Here is a 26,655-nt window from a genome sequence, read left to right as displayed (position 1 = left end):
CTGTGGCGCAAACGAGCGCTCTCAAACACTAGCAGACAGAAAAGGCGCCCGTCCAAGCCCGATGAGCACTCTTGCGAGATTTCATCGAACCTGAAGGGGCGCCTTTGCGCTGATCCGGGCGTGAGGGCTCGGATTAGTGCTGGTGACCGCCTTCGCCGTGCACGTGACCGTGGGCAATTTCTTCCTGGCTGGCGTCACGGATGGCGACGATCTTGACCTGGAAGTGCAGGCGCTGACCGGCCAGCGGGTGGTTGCCGTCAACGGTGACGTCGTCGCCGTCCAGGTCACGAATGGTGACGATCTGCATCTGGCCGTCCGGAGCGGAGGCGTGGAACTGCATGCCCACTTCCAGCTCGTCAACGCCTTCGAACATGCTGCGGCTCAACGTGCTGACCAGTTCGGCCGAGTATTCGCCGTAGGCTTCTTCGGGTTCGATGGCAACGGTCAGTTCTGCACCGACGTCCTTGCCTTCCAGGGCCTTTTCCAGGCCTGGAATGATGTTACCTGCGCCTTGCAGGTACACCAGCGGCGCGCCGCCGGCGGAGCTGTCGATGACCTCACCAGCGTCGTTGGTCAGGGTATAGTCGATGGAGACAGCCTTGTTGGCAGCGATCGGCATGGGGCGACACCTTTTTTGCATAGTATGTAGAGCAAACAAGTGTAACCAAGCCGCCGCCCGAAAGCGAACGCAACCCGGACAAACGGACCCGATGGCCGACAGCTTCATTGAAGATTTCATCCGCGACGAACACGGCCACTGGGTGGTCGTGCTGTCGTGCGGCCACACCCAGCACCTGCGCCACCAGCCACCCTGGCAGTCACGCCCGTGGGTGCTGGACGCGGATAAACGCGCGCAACAAATTGGTAAAAGCTTTCGCTGCGGCTGGTGTGCACGGCTGGTGGATAACGATACCCTTGGCAATTGATTTAGTGATCGGCCAGCCATAGGCCGACACCCGCGCAGTGCTCACTTCGGGAAGCTCGCATGCAGACATTCTTTATCGCGCCAACTGATTTCGGCGTCGGCCTCACTTCCATCAGCCTGGGCCTGGTGCGCACCCTGGAGCGTGCCGGGCTGACCGTGGGTTTCTTCAAGCCCATCGCCCAGCCGCACCCCGGCGACACCGGCCCGGAACGCTCCACCGAGCTGATGGCGCGCACCCACGGCCTGAACCCGCCCAAGCCCTTGGGCCTGGCACACGTGGAACGCATGCTCGGCGATGGCCAGCTCGACGAGTTGCTGGAAGAGATCATCACCCTGTACCAACAGGCCTCGGTGGGCAAGGACGTGCTGATTGTCGAAGGCATGGTGCCCACGCGCCACGCCAGTTACGCGGCGCGGGTCAACCAGCACCTGGCCAAGAGCATGGACGCCGACGTGATCCTGGTCTCGGCCGCCTCGGAAACCGAGGTGCTGGCCGAGCTGTCCGGGCGTGTCGAACTGCAGGCGCAATTGTTCGGCGGCCCGCGCGACCCGAAGGTGTTGGGGGTGATACTCAACAAGGTGCGTACCGACGAAAGCCTCGAAGCCTTCGCCACCCGCCTGAAAGAACATTCACCGCTGCTGCGTGGCGGCGACTTCCGCCTGCTGGGCTGCATTCCCTACCAGGCCGACCTCAACGCGCCACGCACCCGTGACGTGGCCGAATTGCTCGGCGCCCAGGTGATCAACGCGGGCGACTACGACACCCGGCGCATGTCGAAAATCATCATCTGCGCGCGTACCGTGCTCAACACCTTGCAACTGCTCAAGCCCGGCGTGCTGGTGGTGACCCCGGGCGACCGCGACGACATTATCCTGGCCGTGAGCCTGGCGGCCCTGAACGGCGTGCCCCTGGCCGGCCTGTTGCTGACCAGCGACACCCTGCCCGACCCGCGCCTGATGGAACTGTGCCGCGGCGCCCTGCAGGCCGGCCTGCCGGTGCTGTCGGTGAGCACGGGCTCCTACGACACGGCGACCCAGCTCAACCAGCTGAACAAGGAAATTCCCATTGATGATCGCGAGCGCGCGGAAATCATCACCGACTTCGTTGCCAGCCATCTCGACGCCCACTGGCTGCACCAGCGTTGCGGCACGCCACGGGAACTGCGGCTGTCGCCGGCGGTGTTCCGCTATCAACTGATTCAGCGCGCCCAGCATGCCAACAAACGCGTGGTGTTGCCTGAGGGCGCCGAGCCGCTGATGGTACAGGCTGCGGCCATCTGCCAGGCGCGCGGCATCGCCCGCTGCGTGCTGCTGGCCAAACCCGCCGAGGTGCAAGCGGTGGCCAGCGCCCAAGGCATCGTGCTGCCCGACGGCCTGGAGATCCTGGACCCGGACGTGATCCGCGAACGCTACGTGGAGCCCATGGTGGCGCTGCGCAAAAGCAAGAGCCTGAATGCGCCCATGGCCGAACAGCAACTGGAAGACAACGTGGTGATCGGCACCATGATGCTGGCCCTGGACGAGGTCGACGGCCTGGTCTCCGGGCTGGTGCATTCCACCGCCAACACCATCCGCCCGGCCTTGCAATTGATCAAGACCGCGCCGGGCTGCAGCCTGGTGTCCTCAGTGTTTTTCATGCTGTTTCCCGACCAGGTACTGGTGTACGGCGACTGCGTGATGAACCCCCACCCCAGCGCACCGGAGTTGGCCGAGATTGCCCGGCAAAGCGCCGATTCCGCCGAAGCGTTCGGCATTCCGGCGCGGGTGGCGATGATCAGCTATTCCAGCGGCGATTCGGCCAGCGGAGAGGATGTCGAGAAGGTCCGCGAAGCCACCTTGCTGGCACGCGAAAGCCAGCAAGGCCTGCTGATCGACGGCCCGTTGCAGTACGACGCCGCCGCCAATGAAACCATCGCCCGGCAACTGGCGCCCAACAGCGACGTGGCCGGCCGCGCCACGGTTTTCGTGTTCCCCGACCTGAACACCGGCAACACCACCCACAAGGCCGTGCAACGCAGCGCCGACTGCGTCAGCCTGGGCCCCATGCTGCAAGGCCTGCGCAAGCCGGTGAACGACCTGCCGCGCGGCGCCCAGGTTGACGATATTGTCTACACCATCGCCCTAACTGCCATTCAGGCCCACCGCAGCGTGGATAATCAGGACACCCCATGAAGGACTTTCTACCGCCACTGCGCGGCGTCTTCGCCGCGCTGCTGTTGGCGTGCAATACCGTGTTGTGTTGCACCCCGCTGTTCATCGTCGCCCTGTTCAAGCTGTGCCTGCCGTTCCCGGCGGCCCAGCGCGTGACGGACGAACTGATGCGTCACATTCACGAGGCATGGGTTTCCTTGAACAAGGGCTGGATGAAACTGCTGGCGGGCACCCGCTGGCAGGTCAGCGGCCTTGAGGGGCTGGATTACCAGCACTCCTACCTGGTGACCAGCAACCATCAGAGCTGGGTCGACATTCTGGCACTGCAGTACGTGCTCAACCGCCGCATCCGCCCTCTGAAGTTCTTCCTCAAGCAGGAGCTGATCTGGGTACCGGTGATTGGCCTGGCGTGGTGGGCCCTGGGCTTTCCGTTCATGAAACGTTACTCCAAGGCCTACCTGGCCAAGCATCCGGAGAAGCAAGGCAAGGACCTGGAAACCACCCGCCGCACCTGTGCGAAATTCGCCGGCAAGCCCACGGCCATTTTCAACTTCGCCGAAGGCACGCGCTTCACGCCGGGCAAACACGCCCAGCAGCAATCGCCCTTCAGGCATTTGCTCAAGCCCAAGGCCGGCGGCATTGCGTTTGTGCTCGATGCCATGGGCGAACAGCTGGAATCGATCATCAACGTCACCATCAGCTACCCCCAAGGCCGCCCCGGCTTCTGGGACCTGCTGTGCGGGCGCGTGCGTGAGGTGAAGGTGCAGTTCGAAGAGATCGCTATCGCGCCGCAGTTCATTGGCCGCAGCTACGACCAGGACGTGCAATACCGCGCGCAATTTCAGGCATGGGTGAACGAGTTGTGGGTGGCGAAGGATGCATTGCTGGACAGGATGAAGACATGAGCCCCTGCCCCCTGTAAGAGCGGACCGTGTCCGCGAAGGCTGCACCGCAGAGCAGCTCCCACACACAAAAATCCCGCCGGTTGGCGGGAATTTTTATTTACTGCTGCTGGTACTGCGCACCCGGCAGCGGCTTGAGGTTGACCTCTACGCGACGGTTCTGCGCACGACCATTGGCGTCGGCGTTGCTGGCAATCGGCTGATCCGGGCCTGCACCGCGTACCGACACATGGGAAGGATCCACGCCCTGGGAGGTCAGGTAAGTGGCCACGCTCTGGGCACGGGCCTGGGACAGGTCCATGTTGTGCTGGCGGCTACCGGTGCTGTCGGTGAAACCGACAACCTCGATCAGGTTCTGGTTGTACTGCTTGAACGAACCGGCCAGGTTGTTCAGCGGCGAGTAGAAGCTGGGCGCAATCGACGACGAGTCGGTGGCGAAGGTGATGTTGCCCGGCATGATCAGCTTGATCTGGTCGCCGTCACGCTGTACCTGCACACCGGTGTTGGCCATGGAGGCACGCAGGGCCTTCTCTTGCTTGTCGGCGTAGTAGCCATAGCCGGCGGCACCGGCGCCCACCACGGCGGCGCCGATCAGAGCGCCCTTGCCACGGTTGTTATGGTCGATAGCCGCACCGGCGACCGCACCGGCCAAGGCACCGAGGCCACCGTACTTGGCAGTCTTGCTCATGCCCGAGCCCGAATCCTGGCTTTGGCTGTCATAAGGATTTTGCGACGCGCAGCCGGCCAGCAGGGCAACGGCGGTGGCGACGATAATGAGACGACGCGACATTCAGGAAACTCCTGTACTTACGGTTGTGAAGCAGCGGCTGTTGGCAAACGGACTGCTGAGCCGATTAGACCTCGCCACGACGGATAATTCAGTGAAGATACATTCAGTTACGAACAAATGAGTTTTCACGCATTTAATCACTTAGGCGGGTGTGCGACTGCTCGTTGATTGAACAAACGATAGCCTGCTGATGGTCACCTCACAAATTCGAAACCGCAGCCATGCCAGGCAACGTGATCCATACAGGCTGTGGCTACAGCTTGTGTTCAGTAACGATAACGGATGCGTTCGCCATCCGCCGTCGGGGCATTGATGTAGAGCGCCGAAGCCCCTAGGCGCGGCGCACTGCCTTGCAACGCGGCAGGTGCGGTCCAATGGGCCGAGACATGGATGTAGCCAAGGCGCAGCAGCAGTTCTTCCTTCGCGTCAAGCCGGGTATCGGCCCCCATGAAGCGCTTGCACAGCGGCGCCAGCTCGGCCGGCAAAGCGTACTCTCCTGTGTCCGGAACGGGTAATAGAGGCACGCCATGGGCGCTGGCCATTTCATGCATGACGCGTAGATAGACGCGGGACAATTCCCCGCGCACTTCGCGCTCAAGTTGCAGTGCCGCGTAGACCTGCTGACTGGGCGGCAACGAGCGGTCGACCACCGCCGTGGCCTCTGGGGTAAGGATGGTCAGCCACGGCTCCAGCCAGCCTCGGGCCAGCCATTGGCGTTTCAAATGGGCGGCCTCGCGGTAGATCGAGGTCGACTCAACCGCCATGCCCTTGGGCACCACCAACGCCTGCATGCGGCCTACCAGTAATTGCTCGCGTAGACGCTCAGGGTAACCGCCGCCAATATCGGAATGGGCTCCCGGCAACTCTATTTCCAGATGCTCGGCACTCACTTGTGCCAAGGCGAAATGCTCGCGCTGTTCGTCGCGAGCCACCAGGTGCACCACCTCGGGGAAGCGCGCCGGGTCCAGGTGCAGATCCAGCTCGACCCGGCCAGCGACTGCCACCACGGTGTCGAACAAGCCGACGAAACCCACGCTTAGACCAGGCAACCCGGCCACCTGGTTTGCGCAGTGCCTTGCCGCTGCGCCGCCACGGCTGAAGCCGAACAGGTCCACGACTGCCGGCTTTCCGGCCGCCGCTTGCCTTATTTCACACAGCGCTTGTTCGACGCGAGCCAGCACGCCCGTGCGCCCGCGCCCCAACGCGCTGCCGAGCAGGCGGTCCCGTGCGCCGGCCTCGGTGCCCATACCCGGCACGTAAATAGACTTTACCGACCGGCCTGGCGCGTCATAGAGGCGGCAGAGCTTGACGATGTTGGTGAGCGCCGTGGCGTGGCTGCCGCCACGGGCAAAAAGTTCGGCATCGTCGAGAGGGGCGTTTTCCGCATGGTTACCGGTGCCGTCGAAAAACACACCAATGCGCAGCGTGTCGCGAGGGGTCGTCATACACACATCCTTTTACGCAGTAAAAGAATGGACTGTATGAAGTTGCGGTGGGGGGTGGCTGTCAGGCGTGTCAGCGTCACAGGTAAGACATAACGCCGCTGCCGTAAGGCTGCGCAGCGGCTACACATCAGCATCCCGGCAGCCGCTGCGAAACCGCTACGGCCGCGATGCGGGTTACAGCGTGGACAGCACGCTGCTGTTGCTGGCCTGCCACTGCGCGATGTCGAGGCGGATCTTCTTCTTGTCCAGCTTGCCGACGCTGGTCTTGGGAATTTCCGGGACCACGGCGATTTGGCTGGGCACCGCCCATTTGTTGATATGCCCTTGGCCCACGAAGGGTTGCAGATGTTCCTTGAGGCCCTGGGCATCGACGGCCTGCCCATCGCGTACCACCAGCAGCGCGAACGGACGCTCGCCCCACTGCGCATCGGCGATGCCGACCACGGCCACTTCCTTCACTGCCGGGTGACGGCTGATCAGGTCTTCCAGCTCCAGCGACGACACCCACTCACCGCCGGTCTTGATCACGTCCTTGATGCGGTCGCGAATGTCGATCACACCGTTGCCGTCCAGGGTGGCCACGTCACCGGTGTGCAGCCAGCCGCCCTTCCACAGTTCGGCGCCCTTTTCCGGCTCGCGGTAGTAGCCCATGGTCAACCAGGGCGCGCGCAGCACCAGTTCGCCCTGGGTTTCGCCATCAGCGGGCAGGAAGTTGCCCTCGGCGTCGATGATCGCCGGCTCAACCAGCGGCACCGGCACACCGGCCTTGATGCGGTAGGTGGTGCGTTCGTCTTCAAGGCCCGCCAGCAACTCTTCAGTGATGTGCGCGGCCGAGATCAGCGGGCAGGTCTCGGACATGCCGTACGCCGCGGTCAGCTGGATGCCCCGGCTTTTCGCGGCCTCGTACAGGGCTCGGTTCAACGAGCTGCCGCCAATGATGATTTTCCAGCCGCCGAAGTCCTGGCCCTGGGCGTTCTTGCAGTTGAGCAGCATCTGCAGGATGGTGGGCACGCAGTGGGAGAACGACACCTTTTCGCGCTTCCACAGTTCGAACAGCATGTCCGGCTCGTAGCGGCCCGGGTAAACCTGCTTGATGCCCAGCATGGTGGCCACATAGGGCACGCCCCAGGCATGCACGTGAAACATCGGCGTGATGGGCATGTACACGTCGTTGGTGCCCATGAATCGGGTGCTGTCCAGGCTGCCGGTCACGGTGGCCAGGCTCAGGGTGTGCAGCACCAGCTGGCGGTGGGTGAAATACACACCCTTGGGGTTGCCGGTGGTGCCGGTGGTGTAGAACGTGGTGGCAACGGAGTTTTCGTCAAAGTCCGGGAAGTCATAGGTGGGGCTGGCGGCGGCCAGCAGTTGTTCATACTCGCCGACCAGGTTCGGCAGGTCGGCGGTCTTGTGTTCGGCGTCGGTCAGCAGAATGGTCTTCTCGACGGTGGTCAGGTGCGGCGCAATCCCGTTGTACAGGGCCACGAAGTCGCTGTTGACCAGCACCAGCCTGTCGTCGGCGTGGTTCATGGTGAACAGGATCTGCTCCGGTGACAGGCGCACGTTGACCGTGTGCACCACGGCGCCAATCATCGGGATGGCAAACATGGCTTCCAGGTAGCGATGGCTGTCCCAGTCCATCACTGCCACGGTGTCCCCTGCCTTGACCCCTGCCTGGGTCAGCACGTTGGCCAGGCGCGCGATGCGCTCGGACAGGGTCGGGTAGGTGTAGCGCATCTGGTCCCGGTAGACGATCTCGCGGGTTTTCTCGTAACGGCTGCCCGACAGCAACAGCCGCTTGATCAACAGAGGGTATTGATACGCACCATCGGCCGGCGGAATAACGCGAGTCTGCATCATGAGGATCCCTATTCTGAGTGCAAAAGGCAGGCAAATACTTTCACACTTTAGACCCTCTGGGGCACAGCATAATCATTGCCGGAAATGATTTTAGATGCTGGCGATGAGCCTGCTGAGCCCCTGGACCTTCAGTGCATTTCAGTCAGTGCAATTTTCACACCCAGGGCGATCAGTACCGCGCCCATGGTGCGATCAAACCAGTGGCCCATGCGGGCGAAGCCTGCGCGCACGCGCTGTTGGCTGAACAGCATGGCCACCAGGCAGAACCACAGGGCAGTGGCGAAGGCCAGGTATACACCATAACCGGCCTGCACCAGCAGCGGCGTATGGGGGTTGATGACCACCGTGAACAGCGACAGGAAAAACAGCGTGGCCTTGGGGTTCAGGCCGTTGGTCATGAAACCGGCCACGTAGGCGCCCTTGGCGGTACGCTCCACAGGCTCTGCCACGAGGGTTTCAGCCCCTGGCGCGGCCGGTTTGGCGCGAATGGCCTTAAAGCCGATGTACAGCAGGTACGCCGCCGCCAGCCATTTCAGCAGGTTGAACAGCACGATCGACTGCGACACGATCAGGCCGATGCCCAGCAGCGAATAGCCCACGTGCAGGAAGATCGCGGTGCCCACCCCCAGCGCGGTCCAGGTGCCGGCGCGACGGCCATGGGCCACACTTTCACGCACCACCACGGCAAAATCGGGGCCGGGGCTGGCCACGGCAAGCAGGTGAATCAGGGCAACGGTCAAGAACTCCGTCCAGTACATCGGGGCCTCCCAGGTATTGTTATAGGCAGTTACAAAAAACCTACCATACCAAAGAATCACGCGGGTAGCCTGGCGGCAGCGGCCACTGGTAGCGGGCGGCGTTCAAAGAAACCAGCGGTATTCGCGCGCATGGATTTCGTCCAGGAAGGCCAGGTGGTCCTGGCGCTTGTTTTCGCAGTACACCATGACAAATTCGCTGCCCAGCCCTTCGCGCACCGCCGAGCTACCCTGCATGTGGCGCACGGCGTCGAGCATGTCCTTGGGGAAGTCGATGCCGCTGTTGCGGTTTTCATTCAGCGGTGCGATGGGTTCAAGCCCGGCGTCCAGCCCGTGCTCCATGCCGGTGAGAATGGCTGCCAACACCAGGTAGGGGTTGGCATCGGCGCCCGCCAGACGGTGCTCGATGCGCAGGTTGCGCGGGTCGGCGTCGGGGATGCGGATGCACGCGTCGCGGTCTTCAAAGCCCCAGCTGGCACGGCTGGCAGCGTTGACCATGGCGCCGTAGCGGCGAAAGGCGTTGTGGTTGGCGGCGAAGATCGGCATGCAGTGGGGCAACAAGGCCAGGCAACCGGCCACGGCGTGGCGCAACGGCCGCTGCTCGTCGGCGGCCAGCAGGTTGTTGCCCGCCTCGTCGTACAGGCTCACATGCACATGCATGCCACTGCCGGGCGCCTGCAGGTATGGTTTGCTCATGAAACTGGCGCGGTGGCCATGCTTGAGCGCCACGCCTCGGGTACTACGGCAGAACAACGCGGCCCAGTCGGCGGCACGCAAGCCATCGTCGCAATGGGCAAAATTGATTTCAAACTGCCCGGGGCCCAGTTCGGCGGTGATGACATTGGCCTCCACGCCTTGGCCGTTGGCCGCCTGGACCATGTCGTGCAGCACCGGGGCGAAGCGCGAGAGCCGCTCGATATGCATGTTCGGCTGATCGTCCGCATCACCGGTACAGGCGTCACGGGGGAACTGCGGCAGGCCGTCCTTCAACGCCCGGTCAAACAAGTAGAACTCCAGCTCGAACGCCACCACCGGACGAATGCCACGCCGTTTCAGGCGTTGCAGCACTTGCGCCAGCACCTCTCTGGGCTCGAATTCGATGGGGGCGGCGGTGCCGTCGGAACTGATCAGCATTTGCCCCAGCGGCTGTCCTTCCCAGGTGACGGGCTTGAGCGTGCCGGGGATCAGCCGCCGCGGCGCATCCGGGTCGCCGTCATTGAAACAATAGTCACCGATTACATGCAGCCCGCCTTGCGCGCCCAGCAGCACGCAGTTTTGCGGCAGCTTGAGTGGGCTGCCCGCCGCCACCTTCTCCAGCATCTCGACCGGGTAACGCTTGCCGTAGAAGTGCCCGGGAAGGTCCAGGGCAATCAGGTCGACGTAACGCACCTGCGGGTACTGAGCGCGAAAGGCGCGCACTTCACTGAGCAGGTCGGGATAGGCGGGGCTCATCGTTATTGTCCTTGTTATCGATCAGTTGAAAACCCAAAGCACGCGGGTGGGTTTGTCGGTGCGGTTGGCGTAGCGAAACTGGGCATGGGGCGGTAGCTGGAAACTGTCATTGGCATACAGGGTCGCGGGCTCTTCCTCGCCGTCGAGCCACACGGTCAGCTCGCCCTCCAGCACGAAAGCGCCTTGCTCGGAACTGTCGTTCAGGTGCCCGTCGCCGCTGGTGGCGCCCGGTGCCAGGTGGCTTTCCAGCATGGAGAACCCCCCGGAAATGCTCGGTGAGGCCAGCACGTCGGTGATGCCGCCAGCGTAATACAGGGTGCGGCGCTCGCCCGGGCGGGTGACCCAGCGTTGCGCCCGGGGCGTTTCCAGGGTGTAGAAATAGGTGGTGGGCACGCCCAGCGCCTCGCTGATGGCGGTAAGGTCGGCCACCGTGGGCCGCGACAAGCCGCGCTCCACCTGGGAGAGGAAGCCCACCGAGCGGTCGATGCGCTTGGCCAGTTCACCCAGGGTGAGGTTCTTGTGCTTGCGAAGGTCACGAATCAGGATCGCCAGACTTTCAATTTCTTCCTGCATGTTCATCGCGGTTTTCCGTCAAATTACGTCGCGCAGCCGATACCAGGCCTTGCCGGCGGCTTCCAGGGGGGCGGCCAGCCAGCGGCCGCCCGGAAAGCGCGGATTGTCGAGGGCCTGATAGTGGTTGAGCAACCGCTGGTCGCCGTCGATGGCGTCGGTGACGGCGCGCGCGGCGGCCAGCGTGGGCAGCACACCGTGGCCGGAGAAGCCCTGCAACCAATAGCAGTGGCCCTGGCGGCCGACGTCGGGGGTGCGCTTCATGCTGATATCGATATGGCCGCCCCAGGCGTAATCCAGCACCACGCCCTTGAGCTGGGGAAACGCCCGCTCAAGGTACGGCCGCGTGGCCCGTGCGACGTCGTTGGGGATACCGCCCAGGTAGGTGCAGCCGCCGCCGAACAGCAGGCGGTGATCGGGCGTGAGTCGGAAATAGTCCGGCACGAACTGATTGTCGATTACGCAGCTGTTTTGCGGCAACAAGGACTGCGCCAGCGCCGGTTCCAGCGCTTGGGTGGCCACCTGGTAGGAACCCACGGGCAGCACGCGGCTGGAAATTCGTCGGTCCAGCCCGTCCAGGTACGCATTGCAGGCCAATACCAGCACGTCGCAACTGACTTCGCCCAGGTCGGTGCGGGCAACAAAGCCCTCGCCTTGGCGCCGATAGCTCAGTACCTGACTTTGCTCAAACAGTTGCCCGCCCGCCTGTTCAATGGCGCTCGCCAGGCCCTGAGCCAGTTTCAGCGGGTTGAGGTGAGCGCCACGGGGATCCAGCAGGGCAGCACGGTAGCGTGGGCTGCCGATCCATTGCTGCAGTTCATCGCCCGCGATAAAGCGCACCTGGTCATCGCCCCACTTGCTGCGGGCCTCGCGTCGCGCTTCGCGCAGCTGTTCCACCCGATTCTCGCGCACCGCCGCCCACAGGCTGCCCAGCCTATAGTCCACGTCAAAGCCGTGCCGGGCGGGCAGGTCGCGCAGCTCTTCACTGGCCCAGACCATGCTGTCCCACAACTCCCGCGCCCGGGTCAGGCCCAGCCCTCGCTCCAGCGGGGCCATGTCGCACGACCAGCCCAACAAAGCCTGGCCACCATTACGCCCGGACGCTGCCCAAGCCAGGCGGCTGGCCTCCAGCAGCACCACGCGCTTACCGCTCAGGGCCAGGCGCAATGCCGTGTGCAAGCCGCTGAAGCCACCGCCAATGACCAGCACATCAGCCTGGCGCTGGCCCTCAAGGCGCGGCCGCAAGGGCAACGGCTGTGGATACGTATGAGCGTAATAACTGTGCACGTGCTGCGCGGATTGTTTGAACATGGACCGGCCCGTGAATTTTTTATAGTTAAATTTCATGAAAATCTAACAGCTAATTTTCACAAAGCCAACCACCTCAGAAATTCGTGTAGGATTTTTCCGTTGCCTATGCGATTGCGTAAAAACCAACAAGGAGTTCTGACGATGACCGATCTGCGCCGCGCCGTGTTTCTCGATTACAGCTCGCTGGACCTGGGTGACCTCGACCTCGCCCCTCTGCAACAAGGCTTCAGCCAGCTGGACCTGCACGGTTCGACCAGCCCGCAACAGGTCATCGAACGCTGCCGCGATGCCGAGGTGATCATCACCAACAAGGTGGTGGTCAATGCCGACACCCTCGCCGCCTGCCCCCACCTGAAACTGGTGCTGATTACCGCCACCGGCACCAATAACGTTGACCTGGCCGCCGCCCGCGCGCGTGGCATTGCCGTGTGCAATTGCCAGGGTTACGGCACGCCGTCGGTGGCTCAACACACGCTGATGCTGTTGCTGGCCCTGGCCACCCGCCTGCCCGACTACCAGAAAGCCATCGCCGCCGGGCAATGGCAGCGTTCCAGCCAGTTCTGCCTGCTGGACTACCCCATCGTGGAACTGGAAGGCAAGACCCTGGGGCTGCTCGGCCATGGCGAATTGGGCAGCGCCGTGGCGCGCCTGGCAGAAGCCTTCGGCATGCGCGTGCTGCTGGGTGCGCTGCCTGGCCGGCCACCCCGTGCAGACCGCCTGGCGCTGGCCGAGCTGCTGCCCCAGGTAGACGCCCTGACCCTGCACTGCCCGCTGAACGACAGCACGCGGAACATGATTGGCGCCGCTGAGCTGCGGCAGATGAAACCGGGTGCCTTCGTGGTCAACACCGCTCGTGGCGGGCTGATTGACGAACAGGCGCTGGCTGATGCCCTGCGGGCCGGGCACTTGGGCGGCGCGGCCACCGACGTGCTCAGCGTGGAGCCACCGGTCAATGGCAACCCGCTGCTGGCTGATGACATCCCGCGCCTGATCATTACCCCGCACAGTGCCTGGGGCAGCCGCGAGGCACGCCAGCGCATCGTTGCCCAGGTCGCGGAAAACGCCCGCAGCCATTTCGCCGGCACGCCGCTGCGGCAGGTCAACTGAGCCCCGGCGGCTCTGTTAGAATGCGCGCTTTTTTGACCAGGAGCTTCCACCATGGACCCGCGCAGTGAAGTCCTGCTTCGCCAGGCCGACTTGTTCCAGGGCCGCCTGCTGCTGGCAGGCCTGCCCGCCGACGACCTGCTCGGCAAGCTGCCCGACGCCCATGGCTGGTGCTGGCACGCAGGCGACCAGCACGCGCTGACGGCGCGCTTCGCCGAGCGCAGCCACTTTGGTACCGAGGCGCCCCAAGGCGATTTCGACGCGGCTGTGCTGTTCCTGCCCAAGTCCCGCGAGCTGGCCAACTACCTGCTCAATGCTCTGGCGTCGCGCCTGGCCGGCAAGCTCCTGTTCCTGGTGGGTGAAAAACGTGGCGGCATCGAAGGCGCGGCGAAACAGCTGCAACCCCTGGGCAAACCACGCAAGCTCGACAGCGCGCGCCATTGCCAACTGTGGCAAGTGAAAGTCGACTCAGCGCCTGCCGCCGTTGACCTGCACAGCCTGGCCCAGCGCTACGAACTGGAACTGGCCGACGGCCCGCTGTCCGTCATCAGCCTGCCCGGCGTATTCAGCCATGGCCGCCTGGACCGCGGCACCGCGCTGCTGCTCGACCACCTGGATAACCTGCCGGCCGGCCATGTGCTGGACTTCGGCTGCGGCGCCGGCGTGCTGGGTGCCAGCCTCAAGCGGCGCTACCCGCAAAGCCGCCTGACCCTGCTGGACGTGGACGCCTTTGCTGCGGCCAGTAGCCGCATGACCCTGGTCGCCAACGGCCTGGAAGGCGAGGTCATCACCGGTGACGGCATCGATGCCGCCCCCATGGATCTGGACGCCATTGTCAGCAATCCACCGTTCCATACCGGCGTGCACACCCATTATCAGGCATCGGAGAACCTGCTGCGAAAATCGGCAAAACATCTGAAAAAAGGCGGTGAACTGCGAATTGTCGCCAATAGCTTCCTGCGCTACCAACCGCTGATCGAAGAGCACTTGGGCGTGTGTGCGGTACAAGCCGAAGGCCAGGGTTTCAGAATCTACCGGGCAAAACGCAAGTAAAAACTTCGCTTGCCCAAATGAAATTCCCTAGGCAGAATCCGCAGCGTCCTAGGGGAGTAGTCTCCCGCGAGCAACATGGCTCGCATGGCATGCGTCAACATACTTGGTCCACAGACCATGGCGCATGCGACCTCACAGTCCGCATCAGACGGGCTCAGGGTTTGACAAGACCTATGACACGAACACCTTACCCGGGGCGGGGAGGCTGTACGTGTCATAGCCGTGTCGACCCGCCCCCATAGGAAATCCTGATGCTGGAATCACTTCTTGTCCCTACCGCGATCGTTGCCTTGGCGGAGATCGGCGACAAGACCCAATTGCTTGCCCTGATCCTGGCCGCGCGCTTCCGCAAGCCCTGGCCGATCATCGCCGGCATTATCGCAGCCACCCTTGCCAACCACGCCGCCGCTGGCGCAGTGGGGGCCTGGTTCGGCAGTTTCTTCTCGGATGCTACGTTGCACTGGATCCTGGCCGCAAGCTTCACAGCCACGGCGCTGTGGACCCTGGTGCCCGACAAGATGGACGATGACGAAGCCAGCAACGCGCGCAAGTTCGGCCCGTTCCTGACCACTCTGATTGCCTTCTTCCTGGCCGAAATCGGCGACAAGACCCAGGTTGCCACGGTGATGCTGGCCGCCCAGTACCCGCACTTGCTGCTAGTGATCCTGGGTACCACCCTGGGCATGCTGCTGGCCAACGTACCGGTGGTGCTGGCGGGTAACTTTGCCGCTGAGAAACTGCCGTTGACGCTGATTCGCCGCCTGGCAGCCTGCGCGTTTTTCGTGCTGGCAGTGGTGGCCGTGTACAAGGCCATGCAGGTGAGTGGCTGGGTGGGTTGACGCCCCCCACCTAGATAGTTGTTGCTACAGCGATTGTGTAGCAGCCGCCAGGCCGCGTCACACAGCACCGCCTATGCCGGAGTCAGGCATTCCGGGGCATTGAGCTTCGGATCATTGACCAGGTTGGCCAGCGGCCTCTCGCGCAATGCGCTGGGGTTGCTGGCCAGCAACGATTGCAGCACCGGCAGCGGGGTCTCAGGGTCCAGCCAGGCCTGCTGCCCGGCAGCATCGAGAATCAACGGGCGACGCTGGCTCATGGCCGCCTGGGTCACCACTGCGGTACTCAGCCACACCTGCTCCTGCACCGGATACGCCTCCCACACTGCGGCGAAAAACAGCGAACTGCCCTCCCCCGGCGTCAGCCAGTACGGCCGTTTGCGCACGTTACCGCGCCATTCATAAAAACCGTTGGCCGGCAGCAGGCAGCGACGCAGGCGCAGTGCCTCGCGAAACATCGGCTGCTCGGCCACGGTCTCGGCCCGGGCGTGGGCCGGGGTACGCGACAGGTCGGTCAACCACGGCGGTGTCAGCCCCCAGCGCGCGCGGTCCAACTGCGAGCGCCCTTCCAGGTTGCGCTGGATCAGCACAGAATCACCGGGCGATATGTTCCATTGCGCTTTCTGGTCGACAGGGAAGCCCGGCAACGCGGCAAAGGCCGGCGACCAGCGAAACAACGCATAACGTCCACACATGAGGCAAAAGACTCTTCAGATGACCGGCGCCTGGCTCAACACACCAGCACGCCCTGGAAACTATCCGGTTCTTCGCCCGGCAGCGGCAAGGCGGCATTGTACGCGGCGATGAGCTGACGTGCGTAATCGGCCTGGTCATTGGCCACGGTGAGGCCCAGCAGGCCGATGGCTGGCAGGTCGCCAATACCCCCCATCAGGTCGCGCCCCACCAGGTGAGCCGCCACGCCCTCGCTGTCGAGCATACCCAACAGCATCTCGGCCTCCAGCAGGCTTTCCGGATCATATATACGCTGCATCAATCATTCTCGCCTTTGACGTCGAGCATCCATTCATCATCGTGAACCTGCAAAATGAAACGAATAGGTTTGCAGCACACCGAACAGTCCTCCACATACTCCTGATCGCCGCCGGACAGGTCCAGCAGCACCGGAATCGTTTCACCACAGTAAGGGCATTCGATGTCTTCGCTTTCCTGAAACAGCATGGCCGTCCCCCATGGTGACTTATGCGTATAATCGCCGGTCTATTTGAAGGGCTATCGATATGCCCTTACTTCATTACCCTAGCCGTTTCCAACAAGAGAGCATGATGGGCGAATTCGATGCCATCCGACCGTACGACGACGCCGAAGTCCCTGCCGTTCTGGCACGACTGCTCAGCGACCCGGCGTTCCTCGATATCCTCACCCACTTCCGCTTCCCACGCCTGGCCGGCGCATTCGGCTGGATGCTCAAACCACTTATAGCTCATCGGCTGCGCCGCGAGTTCGCCGGCATCGAAAGTGTCGCTACCTTGCAGGATAAAGTCGAAGTCTACGTCGATCACACCATTGATCGGGCCACTGACGGTGTGACCTACACGGGCGTGGAGCAGTTCAAGTCCGGTAGCGCCTACCTGTTCCTGGCCAACCACCGCGACATCGTCATGGACCCGGCCTTTGTCAACTATGCCGTGTACCACGCCGGCCTGCCCACCCCGCGTATCGCCATCGGTGACAACCTGCTGCAGAAGCCCTTCGTCAGCGACCTGATGCGCCTGAACAAGAGCTTCATCGTGCACCGCTCGCTGACCGGGCGCCGGGAAAAACTGGCGGCGTACCAGCTGCTGTCTGCGTACATCAACTACTCCATCCGCACCGACTGCCAGTCCATCTGGATCGCTCAGGCCGAAGGCCGGGCCAAGGATGGTGATGACCGTACCGATTCGGCCATCCTGAAAATGTTCCACATGAGCCGCAAGGACGAGCCCTTCGGTGCGGTGATCCAGTCGCTGAACCTCACCCCGGTGTCGATCAGCTACGAGTACGATCCGTGCGACCTGGCCAAGGCCCGCGAACTGTACACACGCGCCACCACCGGCAGTTACACCAAGGCGCCGGGCGAGGACGACATCAGCATTGCCCAGGGCATCACCGGCTATAAGGGCCGCGTGCACATTAACTTCGCCCCACCCATCAGCCAGGCCTTCGACGACACCAAGCAACTGGCCGCCGAAATAGACCGGCAGATCCTGGCCGGCTACCGCCTGTTCCCGGCGCATTACCTGGCGTACGCCCAGTGGGCCGACGCCGACCCGAGCCTGGGCGTGCCAGCGGCCAGCGAAGTGTTCGGCGCCGAAGAACTGGACAAGGCCCGCGCTGAATGGGCCCGCCGCCTGGAAGCCTGCCCGGCCGAACAGCGCCCCTACCTGGTACTGCAATACGCCACGCCAGTGCGCAACCAGTACCGCGTGAAGGCTGGCTTGCCGCTGTAACCGGCGCGCACAACCTGACCCCCCGCGCGCCGTACCTGCGGGAGCTGCGTGCCAGCGAGCTGTGGACGCCCGATAAGCTCGCTGGCAAGCCAGCTCCCGCAAGGACGGTTGCGGACATCAGCAGGCTGTGTTGACCTGCGTCACATGGCCGTCATCAGAACCCGTCACCCTATGCTCCCTCGCCACTGCCATGGAGCTGGTCATGTTGCACGCACAGAATCAGGATCGTCTGTATCTGGTCACCCAAAGTGAAGAGCAGGAAGCTCTGATCAACGGCTTGTCTTTCAATGTCCACGACCGCCACTGGCTGGTGTACTGCGCCCTGGCCGGCTGCATCCATGATGATTGCCCGGAGCTGGATACCGACACCGGTATCAGCTTCCTCGACTTCTACGTCGAAGCCGCCTGAATCGCAGCCATGAAAAAGCCCGCGCCCCTGATTCAAAGGCGCGGGCTTTTTTGTTTCGGTCAGTTGCTCAGCGTGTGACCGATGCTTGGGTCCTTGAACACGCGGGTCAAGGCATCGCTCAACACGTCGCTGACCAGCTTGGTGTTGGTTTCAACGTTCGGCGCCATGCCGAAGCGCTGGTTCAGGGAAGCGCCGTAGGAACCGGCGTAGTGACGGCCGTTGTTGTTCACATCAGCACGGAAGTTGGCGCCGATGGTGGCCTCGGTCACGTACATGCCTTCCTTGGGCGACTGATAGGTCAGGCTCGCCAGGGTCACGGTCAGCACCGGGGCACTGCCGCCACCGGAAGTCGGGGTATAGCCCAGCAGACGCACTGCGGCTTCAGCCTGGGCCTGCAGCTTGGGGATCACGTCGTTGGCATTGACAGTCACCGAGCTGGTTTCCGGGTACAGGCCGCCACGAGTGCCCAACGTTGGCGACGGGCGACCGTCCACCACGCGCACCACTACCTGCTGGCCCTGGCCGACAGCAGCCAGTTGCGAGGTCAGCACGGGTTGCGGGCTGAGTTGCTGCGGACTGTTGGCACAACCGGCCAGCGTCAAGGTGGTCACAGCGATCAAACCGAACAACAGGCGTTGCAACATGCTCATCTCTCCAGGAATAGGCATTGATAGGACGCCAGTATAACGGCCCGGACACGTCAGGAACCAGCGCTCAACCTACCCGCGAAAATGTAGGAAAAGTCATGCAGGTGGATGCCTCCGACGTGACGCAAGGGTGCGATAATCGGTCACGCCGACACCGCTTGACGCTCGCTTCAAGAAAACTCCACGAATAAAGATCTTTTCTGCGCATTTCATCGTTATAATCTCCCCCCGATTATAAGGACGTCTCCTGATCGGGCCCCGCAACACCGCTGATGCCCTGCATCCAGCCCTTCAAAAGCCCACAGAGAGCCGCCCACACAGGCCAATTGAAGCCGGTGTGCCCGTTGTTTTCGGCACCTTCGCCCTTCGCTGGACCTGCCGCTGCCCGCGTCTTCATGGCAGCCTTTTTGAGGTTCACGACTCCAAAAGAGCGTGAAAAAAACGGTTTTCACTACTTCACAAGAGTGTGGCGAGCAAATGAACAGTTTTGCATCTGTACATGCATTAACAATGTCTGGTTCAGCACCGTACGGTCGGTCCAGCCGCGCCTGTCTGTCAGGAGCCTGAGGTCGATCAATGGCAAAGCGGGCGCATTGACCTAAGTCGAATTGCCCACCGGGCCCGAAAATGAGTTCATGAGGACTTGTTGGACCGGTTGGTAGCGTCCGCACAAGCTTGCGATTTTTGCGAAGAGTCGGACATGGCACTCCTGGCCTGCTGATATGTACCGGGACGCCGTGCTGTCAATTTGGTGCTGAAGATTTTGGAGACGCGTTAATGGCGCATAACGAAGCAGTCGACGTGGTATTGGTAGGGGCCGGCATCATGAGCGCCACCCTGGCCGTACTGCTCAAAGAGCTGGACCCGACCCTCAAGCTGGAAGTGGTCGAACTGATGGATTCCGGTGCCGCGGAAAGTTCCAACCCGTGGAACAACGCCGGTACAGGCCACGCCGGCCTCTGCGAGCTGAACTACACGCCGCAGGCCAAGGACGGTTCGGTCGACATCAAGAAAGCCGTACACATCAACGCCCAATTCGAAGTGTCAAAGCAGTTCTGGGCCTACCTGGCCAAGCAAGGCACCTTCGGCTCGGCCCGTGCGTTCATCAACCCTGTCCCGCACCTGAGCTATGTCGAGGGTGAAAAAGGTATCGACTTCCTGAAGAAGCGTTTCGAGATGCTCAAGCAGCATCACGCGTTCGCCGACATGGAGTACACCGAAGACAAGGCGAAGATGAACGAGTGGATGCCGCTGATGATGCCGGGGCGCCCTGCCGACCAGCATATTGCCGCTACCCGCGTCATGCACGGTACCGACGTCAACTTCGGCGCACTCACCAACAAGCTGCTCAAGCACCTGGCCAGCGGCCCCGACGCCCAGGTCAAGTACAGCAAGCGCGTCACCGACCTGAGCCGTAACGGCACTGGCTGGACCGTGACCATCAAGGACGTCAACAGCGGCAACAGCCGCCAAGTCGACACCAAGTTCGTATTCCTGGGTGCCGGCGGCGCGGCATTGCCGCTGCTGCAGCAATCGGGCATCGAGGAAGGCAAGGGCTTCGGCGGCTTCCCGGTCAGCGGCCAGTGGCTGCGTTGCGACAACCCGGAGGTGGTCAAGCACCACCAGGCCAAGGTCTACAGCCAGGCTGCGGTAGGCTCGCCTCCGATGTCGGTGCCGCACCTGGACACTCGCGTCGTCGACGGCAAGACCTCCCTGCTGTTTGGCCCGTACGCCGGCTTCACCACCAAGTTCCTCAAGCACGGCTCGTTCCTTGACCTGCCCAAGTCCGTTCGCGCCGGTAACATCGGCCCGATGCTGGCGGTGGCGCGTGACAACATGGACCTCACCAAGTACCTGATGAGCGAAGTGATGCAGTCCATGGAGCAGCGCCTGGAATCCCTGCGCCGCTTTTACCCGCAAGCCAAGGCCGAGGACTGGCGCCTGGAAGTGGCTGGCCAACGCGTGCAAATCATCAAGAAAGACCCAAAGAAAGGCGGCGTGCTGCAGTTCGGTACCGAACTGGTGTCGGCGGCCGACGGCTCGCTGGCGGCGCTGTTGGGTGCCTCGCCGGGCGCTTCGGTAACCGTGTCTATCATGCTGGAACTGATCGAGCGCTGCTTCCCCGAGAAGTACCGTTCCGAAGCCTGGACCACCAAGCTCAAGGAAATCTTCCCGGCCCGCGAAAAAGCCCTGGAAACCGACGCGGCGCTGTACCGCCGCGTCAGTGCCCAGAGCGATGCGGCGCTGGAGCTGGCACCGCAAGCGAACACTGCCGAGCACTACGCTTGATGCCGTAGGTCTGCGCTTCTGTGGAAGCGGGCTCTGCCCGCGAAAAAAGCACTGCGCTGTATCTGACGCAGCGCGGCGTGTTCTTCGCGGGCAGAGCCCGCTCCCACCTGAATCACAGCCACAATAAAAACGCCCCTCGGGGCGTTTTTTGTGCGCGGAAGAAAATCAGCCGCGGGCTTTTTCGATGATCTCGATGTATTCCGGCGCGTTGCGCTGATCACGGATCACGGCGATGAAGTCATTGCCGTGCTCATCCTTGCCGTTCAGGTCCAAGCCTGCCTCGACGAAGAAACCGACAAAACGCTCGAAATCATCGACGCGCAGGCCGCGATAGGCCTTGATCAGCTTGTGCAGCGACGGCGAAGTGGCGTCAACTGGCTCGAAGTCCAGGAACAACTTGATCTGCTCGTCGCCGATCTCGTCACCAATCAGCTGTTTCTTGTCTTTACGCATTGCCCACTCCAACTCGCTGCTATGGGTGTAGGTACTGGCTTGCCAGCGAGCTCTAAAATGACCCAAAAACTCGCTGGCAAGCCAGCTCCCACAAAAGCGCGAGTTTACCCCCCACAGCCAGGCGGCTCAACGCGCGCGTACAGCACCGGTGTGCAGGTCGGCCCAGATATGGCCGTTGGGGTAGGTCAGGAACTGCACGTACACCGTGTCATTGCGCAGCAAATCCATGATGGCGCGGTATTGGCCCAGCGGGTAGTTGAGCATCAGCGTCTTGCTGGGCTCGTCATAGCCCGGTTTCTTCAGGCTCTTGCTTTCGGCGTCAAAGGTCAGAAGCACCTGGGCAATGGTGGCGCCCTTGTTCAGCGGCTTGCCCTTGAGGCGCACCATCACCGAGGAGGTTACCGGAATCGGCTGCTGATTGGATTGTCGCTGATTGCCCACAACCACGGAAAACTCGGTCACCTGCAGCAATTGCTGCTGATCGGGTTGTTCCTTGCGCAAGGCTAGGTCATCTGGCGGCAGGAACTGGGCATGCAGGGGAGCGGCGGCAAGGGGAATGCTGGACAGCAGGACAAGTGCGGCAATCATCAAACGCATGGGCGAGCTCCTGAAAGGCAGCCCAGCACTTTAGCAGATCAAGTGTGGGAGCTGGCTTGCCAGCGAGCTTTTTATAATCCCGAAAAGCTCGCTGGCAAGCCAGCTCCCACAGGTCTTACATGCCTTTCACAGCATAGATACCAGCAGCATTGCGCCAGTAGCCCTTGTAGTCCATGCCGTAGCCAAAGATGTAACGGTCAATGCACGGCAGGCCCGAATAGGTGGCCTTCAGGCCCGGGCTGGCCTTGCGATCGTGGTCCTTGTCGATCAGCACGGCGGTGTGCACGGCGCGGGCGCCAGCGTGCTTGCAGAAGTCGATGATGGCGCTCAGGGTATGACCTTCATCGAGGATGTCGTCGATGATCAGCACGTCACGGTCAATGAACGACACTTCTGGCTTGGCCTTCCAAAACAGGTCGCCGCCGCTGGTTTCGTTACGGTAGCGGGTGGCGTGCAGGTACGAGGCTTCCAGCGCGAACTTCAGCTGGGTCAGCAGCTTGCCCGCGAAGATCAGCCCACCGTTCATCACGCAGAACACCACCGGGTTTCTGTCGGCCATCTGGGCAGTGATCTGCGCACCGACGCGGACAATGGCCGCTTCAACTTCAGCTTCGGTGTACAGGCAGTCGGCTTCGTCCATGACTTGACGGATATGCTCGAGATCAGCGGACATGACGCTCTCCAAAGGGTGGGTGGTCTGAGAAAAGCGGGCAAAGGTACGCATCCGCTTCGGACAGATCAAGCTTTTCTGGACTAACGTCCAGTATGTCTGCACGACAGTGCCACTCGAATAGATTAATCTAGCGCCGTTTTTTTGCCCGCCCGGAGCCTTTCCCCATGCCAATCCTCGAGATTCGCCACCCGCTGATCCGCCACAAGCTCGGCCTGATGCGCCGTGCCGACATCAGCACCAAGAACTTTCGCGAGCTCGCCCAGGAAGTCGGTGCGCTGCTGACCTATGAAGCCACCAAGGACCTGCCGCTGGAAAGCTATGACATCGACGGCTGGTGTGGCACCGTCCAGGTCGAGAAAATCGCCGGCAAGAAGATCACCGTGGTGCCGATCCTGCGCGCCGGCATCGGCATGCTCGAAGGCGTGCTCAGCCTGATTCCGGGCGCCAAGGTCAGCGCCGTGGGCGTGGCCCGCAACGAAGAGACCCTGGAAGCCCACACTTACCTGGAAAAACTCGTCCCTGAAATCGACGAGCGCCTGGCCATGATCATCGACCCGATGCTGGCCACCGGCGGTTCCATGGTCGCCACCATCGACCTGCTGAAGAAAGCCGGCTGCAAGGACATTCGCGCCATGGTGCTGGTGGCCGCGCCCGAAGGCATCGCCGCGGTCGAGAAAGCTCACCCCGACGTGAAGATCTACACCGCCTCCATCGACGAGCGCCTCAACGAACACGGCTACATCATTCCGGGCTTGGGCGACGCCGGCGACAAGATCTTCGGCACCAAGCAGAAGGACGCCTGAGCATCATGACTGACGAGTTCAACGACCCGCTCTGGCGCCAGATCCTCTCCGGCGCACAAATGCTCTTCGTGGCGTTTGGCGCGCTGGTATTGATGCCGCTGATCACCGGCCTGGATCCCAACGTAGCGCTGTTTACCGCAGGTCTGGGGACTCTGCTGTTCCAGATCGTCACCGGCCGCAAGGTACCGGTGTTCCTGGCCTCCAGCTTCGCCTTCATTACCCCCATCATTCTCGCCAAGGGCCAATTCGGCCTGGCCGAGACCATGGGCGGGGTCATGGCTGCCGGCTTCGTCTACACCTTCCTGGGCCTGGCCGTGAAGATCAAGGGCACCGGTTTCATCGACCGCCTGCTGCCACCCGTGGTCATCGGCCCGGTGATCATCTCCATCGGCCTGGCCATGGCGCCGATCGCCGCCAACATGGCCATGGGCAAGGCCGGTGACGGCACCGAACTGCTGCCGTACAGCACCGCCATGCTCATCTCCATGCCGGCGCTGCTCACCACGCTGATCGTCGCCGTGTTCGGCAAGGGCATCTTCCGCCTGGTGCCGATCATCGCCGGCGTGCTGGTGGGCTTCGGCATGTCGTTCGCCTTCGGCGTGGTCGACACCGCCAAGATCGCCGCCGCCTCATGGCTGGCACTGCCGCACTTCACCGCGCCTGCGTTCAACTGGCAGGCCATCCTGTTCATCGTGCCGGTCGCCTTGGCGCCGGCCATCGAACACATCGGCGGCGTCATCGCCGTGGGCAGCGTCACCGGTCGCGACTACCTGAAAACCCCGGGCCTGCACCGCACCCTGCTGGGCGACGGCATCGCCACTACCGCCGCCGGCCTGTTCGGCGGCCCGCCCAACACCACCTACGCCGAAGTCACCGGCGCGGTGATGCTGACCAAGGCCTACAACCCGAAAATCATGACCTGGGCGGCGATCTTCGCCATCAGCCTGGCCTTCATCGGCAAGTTCGGCGCCCTGCTGCAAAGCATCCCCGTGCCGGTCATGGGCGGCATCCTCTGCCTGCTGTTCGGCTCCATTGCCGCGGTGGGCATGAACACCCTGATCCGCCACAAGATCGACCTCAGCGAAGCCCGCAACCTGGTGATCATCTCGGTGACCCTGGTGTTTGGCATTGGTGGCGTATTGATAGGCACCGGTACAGGCCCGCATGACTTTGGCTTGAAGGGGATTGCGCTGTGCGCCGTGGTGGCGATTGCGTTGAACCTGATTCTGCCGGGGAATGGGGAATGGAAGGAGAAGGTTGGGGAGTGATTTGCTGACCTGAGGCTTTGCTGCATTCGACGCCGCTATCCGCAATTAATGGGATGGCGGCGTTTTAATTTTCAACCTGTGCAGAGGTAATTGCTTTGTCCGAATTCAATGAGACTGAAATTGAAGAACAATCCATTCAGGGTGATGATCGGAATGATGCCCCGCCTTAACCTTGAACAACTAAACGCGATCCGAGAAGCTAGCCCAGCCTCCTCGACCCTAGATAAGCTGTTCATAGAAAACCTGTTCAACTGAATATCCAGTCTGTCATGCCGAGCCAGAGTATAGGCGTTCAATCTGCGTTAGCCTATCAACCCACGCGCCCCCCGTCACCACCTTCATTGAAATGAGAAATATCCACAGGAGTCCAATTTACGCCTTTAACATATCTCCCACCATTCGCAGCGTGCTGAATCACACCTCGCTCATTCAAATCACCCACCAACTTTAAAACGTCGACGTTATCCATCTTCTGGCTGCGATACCATGTCAACATCCGGTCAATATGCGGATAATCAATTCCATTCTTCAAGCCTGCCAAAAACCGAACGACCTCCTCAGGCGACAGCCCATCCACAATTGCTTTCAAATTCATAATCCGTACTCCTGTTCCATTTGCTTCAGAGCTGCCTCTTCAGCCTCGCGCGTATACAATAGCGAAGGGTCATCCGAGAGTTGGTAATCTTCCAGTGTAGCTGCATGCGCACTATTCCATATGGCATCATCTTTAGGATCGACTCCGTCAGCCACTCCTAAATTACGATATCGCTGCAGCTCTCGAAGCTCATGAGTATAGTAACGCCTATCCACATCCGTCACTTCAAGGCGACCTTCTGCTATGGCAGCCAGCCGTTCAATCATTACTGCATTATCAGCAGTATCGCCAAATCTAGCCGTGTGAATTCTGACCAATTCGACTCCTTCAATCTGTATTTCTGCACTGCGCCAGTCGAGCTTCTCAACCGGACCGCCAGCCTTTCTTGCTAAGTACTTTCGCTTGCTATGTTCGCCAGTAGTGTCGGTTTCCCCGTATGGACTGCTGAACACCACCAACAATGGCGGCAGCCCAGAGTCTTTTGGAAAAACCAAGATGATGCTCTGAGTACCCTCTATCTGGTGCGAGGGCAGCCGTTCAGCTTCAATAACAACAGGCTCAAGTGATACACCTTCATATTTCGGATTTTCCACGGGTAGCTCGCCAGGCATCGTCGTGGATGAAGGAATATCACCACCGGGCGGTGCCATCGGTGTAAACGTAAAAGTACAAGAGGGTGAGTCCATTTTCACCGTAAAGACATTCTGGGCTGCGTCGAATTTCGCAGCCAAAACCTTCGCAGTGCTGGGAACAACATGACCATCCGGTTTAACAACCGAAACCCGAGCTTTATCCCCGACCCGATCAGTAACCAGCGTGTAGGGCAGCTCGATCACGCCACCCGCAGCGCTGATCCCCTGTATGTCGAGATTCTCAATGGGCATCACATCTGACAAAGGTGTAGTGATGGACAAGGAGCGTTCGTTTTTCCCGACTATGACTGCCGCTGCCACAACGAAGACCCCAACCACCACTCCCGCTACTACAATTGGGGAGCCCAGTACAGAAAGCACTGCGCCAGTACCGGCAACGAGCGTGGCAACCGCCGTCCGAATAGCACCCTGTAATACTGTGCTGGATGCTGCGGACAACAAAAGCTGCCGTCCACCCGCTTGAGCAAAGGTGGGAACCCCTGCTGCTGCTCCGTATGAATAGGTGTTGCGTAGAAGCGCCTCTGCTTCTGTTGCTTGCTGCTCAGCCGCCACTCGCGCCACTTCTTGCGCCTGCTGTTCCGCCGCCACTCGCGCCGCTTCTTGCGCTTGCTGATCCGCCGCCACTCGTGCCGCTTCTTGCGCTTGCTGTTCCGCCGCCACTCGCGCCGCT

At 61.8% G+C, this 26,655-nt stretch carries 27 protein-coding genes, 1 pseudogene and 1 riboswitch; of the genes and pseudogenes, 11 read left to right on the top strand and 17 right to left on the bottom strand.

Annotation, left to right across the window (positions count from 1 at the left end):
- Positions 1 to 133 precede the first annotated feature (133 nt).
- A complete protein-coding gene (locus tag PMM47T1_RS17095) occupies positions 134 to 619 on the bottom strand; it encodes an FKBP-type peptidyl-prolyl cis-trans isomerase (RefSeq protein WP_008371153.1) in 486 nt (161 codons plus the stop codon).
- Here PMM47T1_RS17095 and PMM47T1_RS30920 point away from each other — a divergent pair.
- The 3 genes and pseudogenes from PMM47T1_RS30920 (at position 588) to PMM47T1_RS17080 (ending at position 3,981) form a co-directional block, all read left to right on the top strand.
- Positions 588 to 926: pseudogene (locus PMM47T1_RS30920) on the top strand (DUF3565 domain-containing protein). The gene PMM47T1_RS17095 and the pseudogene PMM47T1_RS30920 overlap by 32 nt on opposite strands.
- 59 nt (positions 927 to 985) lie before the next feature.
- Positions 986 to 3,097, top strand: coding sequence for a phosphate acetyltransferase (pta, locus tag PMM47T1_RS17085; protein WP_008371148.1), 2,112 nt, complete (start codon positions 986 to 988; stop codon positions 3,095 to 3,097).
- Positions 3,094 to 3,981 carry an acyltransferase gene (locus PMM47T1_RS17080; RefSeq protein WP_008371146.1) on the top strand — a complete coding sequence of 296 codons (888 nt, stop codon included), beginning with the start codon at positions 3,094 to 3,096 and terminating at the stop codon, positions 3,979 to 3,981. The genes pta and PMM47T1_RS17080 overlap by 4 nt, the downstream gene beginning before the upstream one ends.
- Before the next feature lie 97 nt (positions 3,982 to 4,078).
- Here the strand turns inward: PMM47T1_RS17080 and PMM47T1_RS17075 are convergent, their stop codons facing one another.
- From PMM47T1_RS17075 to PMM47T1_RS17045, 7 genes are all read right to left on the bottom strand, one after another.
- A complete protein-coding gene (locus PMM47T1_RS17075; protein WP_008371144.1) occupies positions 4,079 to 4,768 on the bottom strand; it encodes an OmpA family protein in 690 nt (229 codons plus the stop codon).
- 266 nt (positions 4,769 to 5,034) lie between these two features.
- Positions 5,035 to 6,213, bottom strand: a complete 1,179-nt coding sequence (locus PMM47T1_RS17070; RefSeq protein ID WP_008371142.1) for a phospholipase effector Tle1 domain-containing protein — start codon at positions 6,211 to 6,213, stop codon at positions 5,035 to 5,037.
- 174 nt (positions 6,214 to 6,387) lie between these two features.
- A complete protein-coding gene (locus PMM47T1_RS17065; RefSeq protein ID WP_008371140.1) occupies positions 6,388 to 8,070 on the bottom strand; it encodes a fatty acid--CoA ligase in 1,683 nt (560 codons plus the stop codon).
- 128 nt (positions 8,071 to 8,198) lie between these two features.
- Entirely contained in the window at positions 8,199 to 8,828 is a 630-nt protein-coding gene (locus tag PMM47T1_RS17060) for a LysE family translocator (protein WP_008371137.1), read from the bottom strand.
- Positions 8,829 to 8,930: 102 nt separating this feature from the next.
- Complete coding sequence (locus PMM47T1_RS17055; RefSeq protein WP_008371135.1) at positions 8,931 to 10,277, bottom strand: glutamine synthetase family protein; 1,347 nt, start codon at positions 10,275 to 10,277, stop codon at positions 8,931 to 8,933.
- A gap of 21 nt (positions 10,278 to 10,298) precedes the next feature.
- Positions 10,299 to 10,856: a helix-turn-helix domain-containing protein gene (locus PMM47T1_RS17050; protein ID WP_008371133.1), complete on the bottom strand. Its 558-nt coding sequence runs from the start codon at positions 10,854 to 10,856 to the stop codon at positions 10,299 to 10,301.
- Between the two features lie 12 nt (positions 10,857 to 10,868).
- A complete protein-coding gene (locus PMM47T1_RS17045; protein WP_008371131.1) occupies positions 10,869 to 12,158 on the bottom strand; it encodes an NAD(P)/FAD-dependent oxidoreductase in 1,290 nt (429 codons plus the stop codon).
- Between the two features lie 141 nt (positions 12,159 to 12,299).
- Here PMM47T1_RS17045 and PMM47T1_RS17040 point away from each other — a divergent pair, with 141 nt between their 5' ends.
- The 3 genes from PMM47T1_RS17040 (at position 12,300) to PMM47T1_RS17030 (ending at position 15,154) form a co-directional block, all read left to right on the top strand.
- Positions 12,300 to 13,265, top strand: coding sequence for a 2-hydroxyacid dehydrogenase (locus tag PMM47T1_RS17040; protein WP_008371129.1), 966 nt, complete (start codon positions 12,300 to 12,302; stop codon positions 13,263 to 13,265).
- 51 nt (positions 13,266 to 13,316) lie between these two features.
- Positions 13,317 to 14,315, top strand: a complete 999-nt coding sequence (locus PMM47T1_RS17035) for a class I SAM-dependent methyltransferase (protein ID WP_008371127.1) — start codon at positions 13,317 to 13,319, stop codon at positions 14,313 to 14,315.
- 38 nt (positions 14,316 to 14,353) lie between these two features.
- Positions 14,354 to 14,477: riboswitch (yybP-ykoY riboswitch) on the top strand.
- An 89-nt stretch (positions 14,478 to 14,566) separates the two neighbouring features.
- On the top strand, positions 14,567 to 15,154 hold the full coding sequence (locus PMM47T1_RS17030; protein ID WP_008371125.1) for a TMEM165/GDT1 family protein: 588 nt from the start codon (positions 14,567 to 14,569) through the stop codon (positions 15,152 to 15,154).
- Positions 15,155 to 15,225: 71 nt separating this feature from the next.
- On the opposite strand, the gene PMM47T1_RS17025 is transcribed toward PMM47T1_RS17030, so the two are convergent.
- The 3 genes from PMM47T1_RS17025 to PMM47T1_RS17015 are packed head-to-tail and all read right to left on the bottom strand — an operon-like array spanning position 15,226 to position 16,330.
- Positions 15,226 to 15,846: an SOS response-associated peptidase gene (locus tag PMM47T1_RS17025; RefSeq protein WP_008371123.1), complete on the bottom strand. Its 621-nt coding sequence runs from the start codon at positions 15,844 to 15,846 to the stop codon at positions 15,226 to 15,228.
- 35 nt (positions 15,847 to 15,881) lie between these two features.
- Complete coding sequence (locus PMM47T1_RS17020; RefSeq protein WP_008371121.1) at positions 15,882 to 16,142, bottom strand: putative signal transducing protein; 261 nt, start codon at positions 16,140 to 16,142, stop codon at positions 15,882 to 15,884.
- Entirely contained in the window at positions 16,142 to 16,330 is a 189-nt protein-coding gene (locus tag PMM47T1_RS17015; protein WP_008371118.1) for a CPXCG motif-containing cysteine-rich protein, read from the bottom strand. Before PMM47T1_RS17015 ends, PMM47T1_RS17020 begins: the two co-directional genes overlap by 1 nt.
- 101 nt (positions 16,331 to 16,431) lie before the next feature.
- Between PMM47T1_RS17015 and PMM47T1_RS17010 the strand changes: the two genes are divergently transcribed.
- Positions 16,432 to 17,598 carry a 1-acyl-sn-glycerol-3-phosphate acyltransferase gene (locus tag PMM47T1_RS17010; RefSeq protein ID WP_008371116.1) on the top strand — a complete coding sequence of 389 codons (1,167 nt, stop codon included), beginning with the start codon at positions 16,432 to 16,434 and terminating at the stop codon, positions 17,596 to 17,598.
- A 202-nt stretch (positions 17,599 to 17,800) separates the two neighbouring features.
- Complete coding sequence (locus PMM47T1_RS17005; protein ID WP_008371114.1) at positions 17,801 to 18,007, top strand: hypothetical protein; 207 nt, start codon at positions 17,801 to 17,803, stop codon at positions 18,005 to 18,007.
- Between the two features lie 59 nt (positions 18,008 to 18,066).
- Here the strand turns inward: PMM47T1_RS17005 and PMM47T1_RS17000 are convergent, their stop codons facing one another.
- Positions 18,067 to 18,651 carry a YajG family lipoprotein gene (locus tag PMM47T1_RS17000; protein WP_008371112.1) on the bottom strand — a complete coding sequence of 195 codons (585 nt, stop codon included), beginning with the start codon at positions 18,649 to 18,651 and terminating at the stop codon, positions 18,067 to 18,069.
- 780 nt (positions 18,652 to 19,431) lie between these two features.
- Here PMM47T1_RS17000 and mqo point away from each other — a divergent pair.
- On the top strand, positions 19,432 to 20,943 hold the full coding sequence (gene mqo, locus PMM47T1_RS16995; protein WP_008371108.1) for a malate dehydrogenase (quinone): 1,512 nt from the start codon (positions 19,432 to 19,434) through the stop codon (positions 20,941 to 20,943).
- Between the two features lie 165 nt (positions 20,944 to 21,108).
- Here the strand turns inward: mqo and PMM47T1_RS16990 are convergent, their stop codons facing one another.
- The 3 genes from PMM47T1_RS16990 to PMM47T1_RS16980 form a co-directional block, all read right to left on the bottom strand.
- The gene (locus PMM47T1_RS16990; protein WP_008371106.1) at positions 21,109 to 21,396 is read right to left on the bottom strand and encodes a PA4642 family protein; all 288 of its coding nucleotides are present in this window, start codon (positions 21,394 to 21,396) and stop codon (positions 21,109 to 21,111) included.
- A 126-nt stretch (positions 21,397 to 21,522) separates the two neighbouring features.
- Positions 21,523 to 21,993, bottom strand: coding sequence for a hypothetical protein (locus PMM47T1_RS16985; protein ID WP_008371104.1), 471 nt, complete (start codon positions 21,991 to 21,993; stop codon positions 21,523 to 21,525).
- Positions 21,994 to 22,108: 115 nt separating this feature from the next.
- On the bottom strand, positions 22,109 to 22,666 hold the full coding sequence (locus PMM47T1_RS16980; protein WP_008371102.1) for a hypoxanthine-guanine phosphoribosyltransferase: 558 nt from the start codon (positions 22,664 to 22,666) through the stop codon (positions 22,109 to 22,111).
- A gap of 164 nt (positions 22,667 to 22,830) precedes the next feature.
- On the opposite strand from PMM47T1_RS16980, the gene upp reads away from it, so the two are divergent.
- On the top strand, positions 22,831 to 23,469 hold the full coding sequence (upp, locus tag PMM47T1_RS16975; protein WP_008371100.1) for a uracil phosphoribosyltransferase: 639 nt from the start codon (positions 22,831 to 22,833) through the stop codon (positions 23,467 to 23,469).
- A gap of 5 nt (positions 23,470 to 23,474) precedes the next feature.
- Complete coding sequence (locus tag PMM47T1_RS16970) at positions 23,475 to 24,737, top strand: uracil-xanthine permease family protein (RefSeq protein WP_008371098.1); 1,263 nt, start codon at positions 23,475 to 23,477, stop codon at positions 24,735 to 24,737.
- Positions 24,738 to 25,047: 310 nt separating this feature from the next.
- Here the strand turns inward: PMM47T1_RS16970 and PMM47T1_RS16965 are convergent, their stop codons facing one another.
- Together PMM47T1_RS16965 and PMM47T1_RS16960 are read right to left on the bottom strand one after the other, a co-directional pair.
- Positions 25,048 to 25,332 carry a hypothetical protein gene (locus PMM47T1_RS16965; protein ID WP_008371096.1) on the bottom strand — a complete coding sequence of 95 codons (285 nt, stop codon included), beginning with the start codon at positions 25,330 to 25,332 and terminating at the stop codon, positions 25,048 to 25,050.
- On the bottom strand, positions 25,329 to 26,655 hold a 1,327-nt coding region (locus PMM47T1_RS16960), incomplete at its 5' end, for an S-type pyocin domain-containing protein (protein ID WP_043301211.1). The genes PMM47T1_RS16965 and PMM47T1_RS16960, both read right to left, overlap by 4 nt.

It is taken from the genome of Pseudomonas sp. M47T1 (genome assembly GCF_000263855.1).
Lineage (GTDB): Bacteria > Pseudomonadota > Gammaproteobacteria > Pseudomonadales > Pseudomonadaceae > Aquipseudomonas.
This window is presented reverse-complemented; position numbering and strand designations above follow the sequence as displayed.

Bases quoted from the DNA above. Each gene is read 5' to 3' on its own strand.
- PMM47T1_RS17005 (WP_008371114.1), top strand. From the start codon at position 17,801: ATGTTGCACGCACAGAATCAGGATCGTCTGTATCTGGTCACCCAAAGT.
- PMM47T1_RS17020 (WP_008371121.1), bottom strand. From the start codon at position 16,142: ATGCAGCGTATATATGATCCGGAAAGCCTGCTGGAGGCCGAGATGCTG.
- PMM47T1_RS17065 (WP_008371140.1), bottom strand. From the start codon at position 8,070: ATGATGCAGACTCGCGTTATTCCGCCGGCCGATGGTGCGTATCAATAC.
- PMM47T1_RS17010 (WP_008371116.1), top strand. From the start codon at position 16,432: ATGATGGGCGAATTCGATGCCATCCGACCGTACGACGACGCCGAAGTC.
- PMM47T1_RS17040 (WP_008371129.1), top strand. From the start codon at position 12,300: ATGACCGATCTGCGCCGCGCCGTGTTTCTCGATTACAGCTCGCTGGAC.
- PMM47T1_RS16965 (WP_008371096.1), bottom strand. From the start codon at position 25,332: ATGAATTTGAAAGCAATTGTGGATGGGCTGTCGCCTGAGGAGGTCGTT.
- upp (WP_008371100.1), top strand. From the start codon at position 22,831: ATGCCAATCCTCGAGATTCGCCACCCGCTGATCCGCCACAAGCTCGGC.
- PMM47T1_RS17060 (WP_008371137.1), bottom strand. From the start codon at position 8,828: ATGTACTGGACGGAGTTCTTGACCGTTGCCCTGATTCACCTGCTTGCC.
- PMM47T1_RS17070 (WP_008371142.1), bottom strand. From the start codon at position 6,213: ATGACGACCCCTCGCGACACGCTGCGCATTGGTGTGTTTTTCGACGGC.
- PMM47T1_RS17080 (WP_008371146.1), top strand. From the start codon at position 3,094: ATGAAGGACTTTCTACCGCCACTGCGCGGCGTCTTCGCCGCGCTGCTG.
- PMM47T1_RS16985 (WP_008371104.1), bottom strand. From the start codon at position 21,993: ATGCGTTTGATGATTGCCGCACTTGTCCTGCTGTCCAGCATTCCCCTT.
- PMM47T1_RS16970 (WP_008371098.1), top strand. From the start codon at position 23,475: ATGACTGACGAGTTCAACGACCCGCTCTGGCGCCAGATCCTCTCCGGC.
- pta (WP_008371148.1), top strand. From the start codon at position 986: ATGCAGACATTCTTTATCGCGCCAACTGATTTCGGCGTCGGCCTCACT.
- PMM47T1_RS17075 (WP_008371144.1), bottom strand. From the start codon at position 4,768: ATGTCGCGTCGTCTCATTATCGTCGCCACCGCCGTTGCCCTGCTGGCC.
- PMM47T1_RS17045 (WP_008371131.1), bottom strand. From the start codon at position 12,158: ATGTTCAAACAATCCGCGCAGCACGTGCACAGTTATTACGCTCATACG.
- PMM47T1_RS17015 (WP_008371118.1), bottom strand. From the start codon at position 16,330: ATGCTGTTTCAGGAAAGCGAAGACATCGAATGCCCTTACTGTGGTGAA.
- PMM47T1_RS17000 (WP_008371112.1), bottom strand. From the start codon at position 18,651: ATGTTGCAACGCCTGTTGTTCGGTTTGATCGCTGTGACCACCTTGACG.
- PMM47T1_RS17055 (WP_008371135.1), bottom strand. From the start codon at position 10,277: ATGAGCCCCGCCTATCCCGACCTGCTCAGTGAAGTGCGCGCCTTTCGC.
- PMM47T1_RS17050 (WP_008371133.1), bottom strand. From the start codon at position 10,856: ATGAACATGCAGGAAGAAATTGAAAGTCTGGCGATCCTGATTCGTGAC.
- PMM47T1_RS16990 (WP_008371106.1), bottom strand. From the start codon at position 21,396: ATGCGTAAAGACAAGAAACAGCTGATTGGTGACGAGATCGGCGACGAG.
- mqo (WP_008371108.1), top strand. From the start codon at position 19,432: ATGGCGCATAACGAAGCAGTCGACGTGGTATTGGTAGGGGCCGGCATC.
- PMM47T1_RS16980 (WP_008371102.1), bottom strand. From the start codon at position 22,666: ATGTCCGCTGATCTCGAGCATATCCGTCAAGTCATGGACGAAGCCGAC.
- PMM47T1_RS17035 (WP_008371127.1), top strand. From the start codon at position 13,317: ATGGACCCGCGCAGTGAAGTCCTGCTTCGCCAGGCCGACTTGTTCCAG.
- PMM47T1_RS17025 (WP_008371123.1), bottom strand. From the start codon at position 15,846: ATGTGTGGACGTTATGCGTTGTTTCGCTGGTCGCCGGCCTTTGCCGCG.
- PMM47T1_RS17095 (WP_008371153.1), bottom strand. From the start codon at position 619: ATGCCGATCGCTGCCAACAAGGCTGTCTCCATCGACTATACCCTGACC.
- PMM47T1_RS17030 (WP_008371125.1), top strand. From the start codon at position 14,567: ATGCTGGAATCACTTCTTGTCCCTACCGCGATCGTTGCCTTGGCGGAG.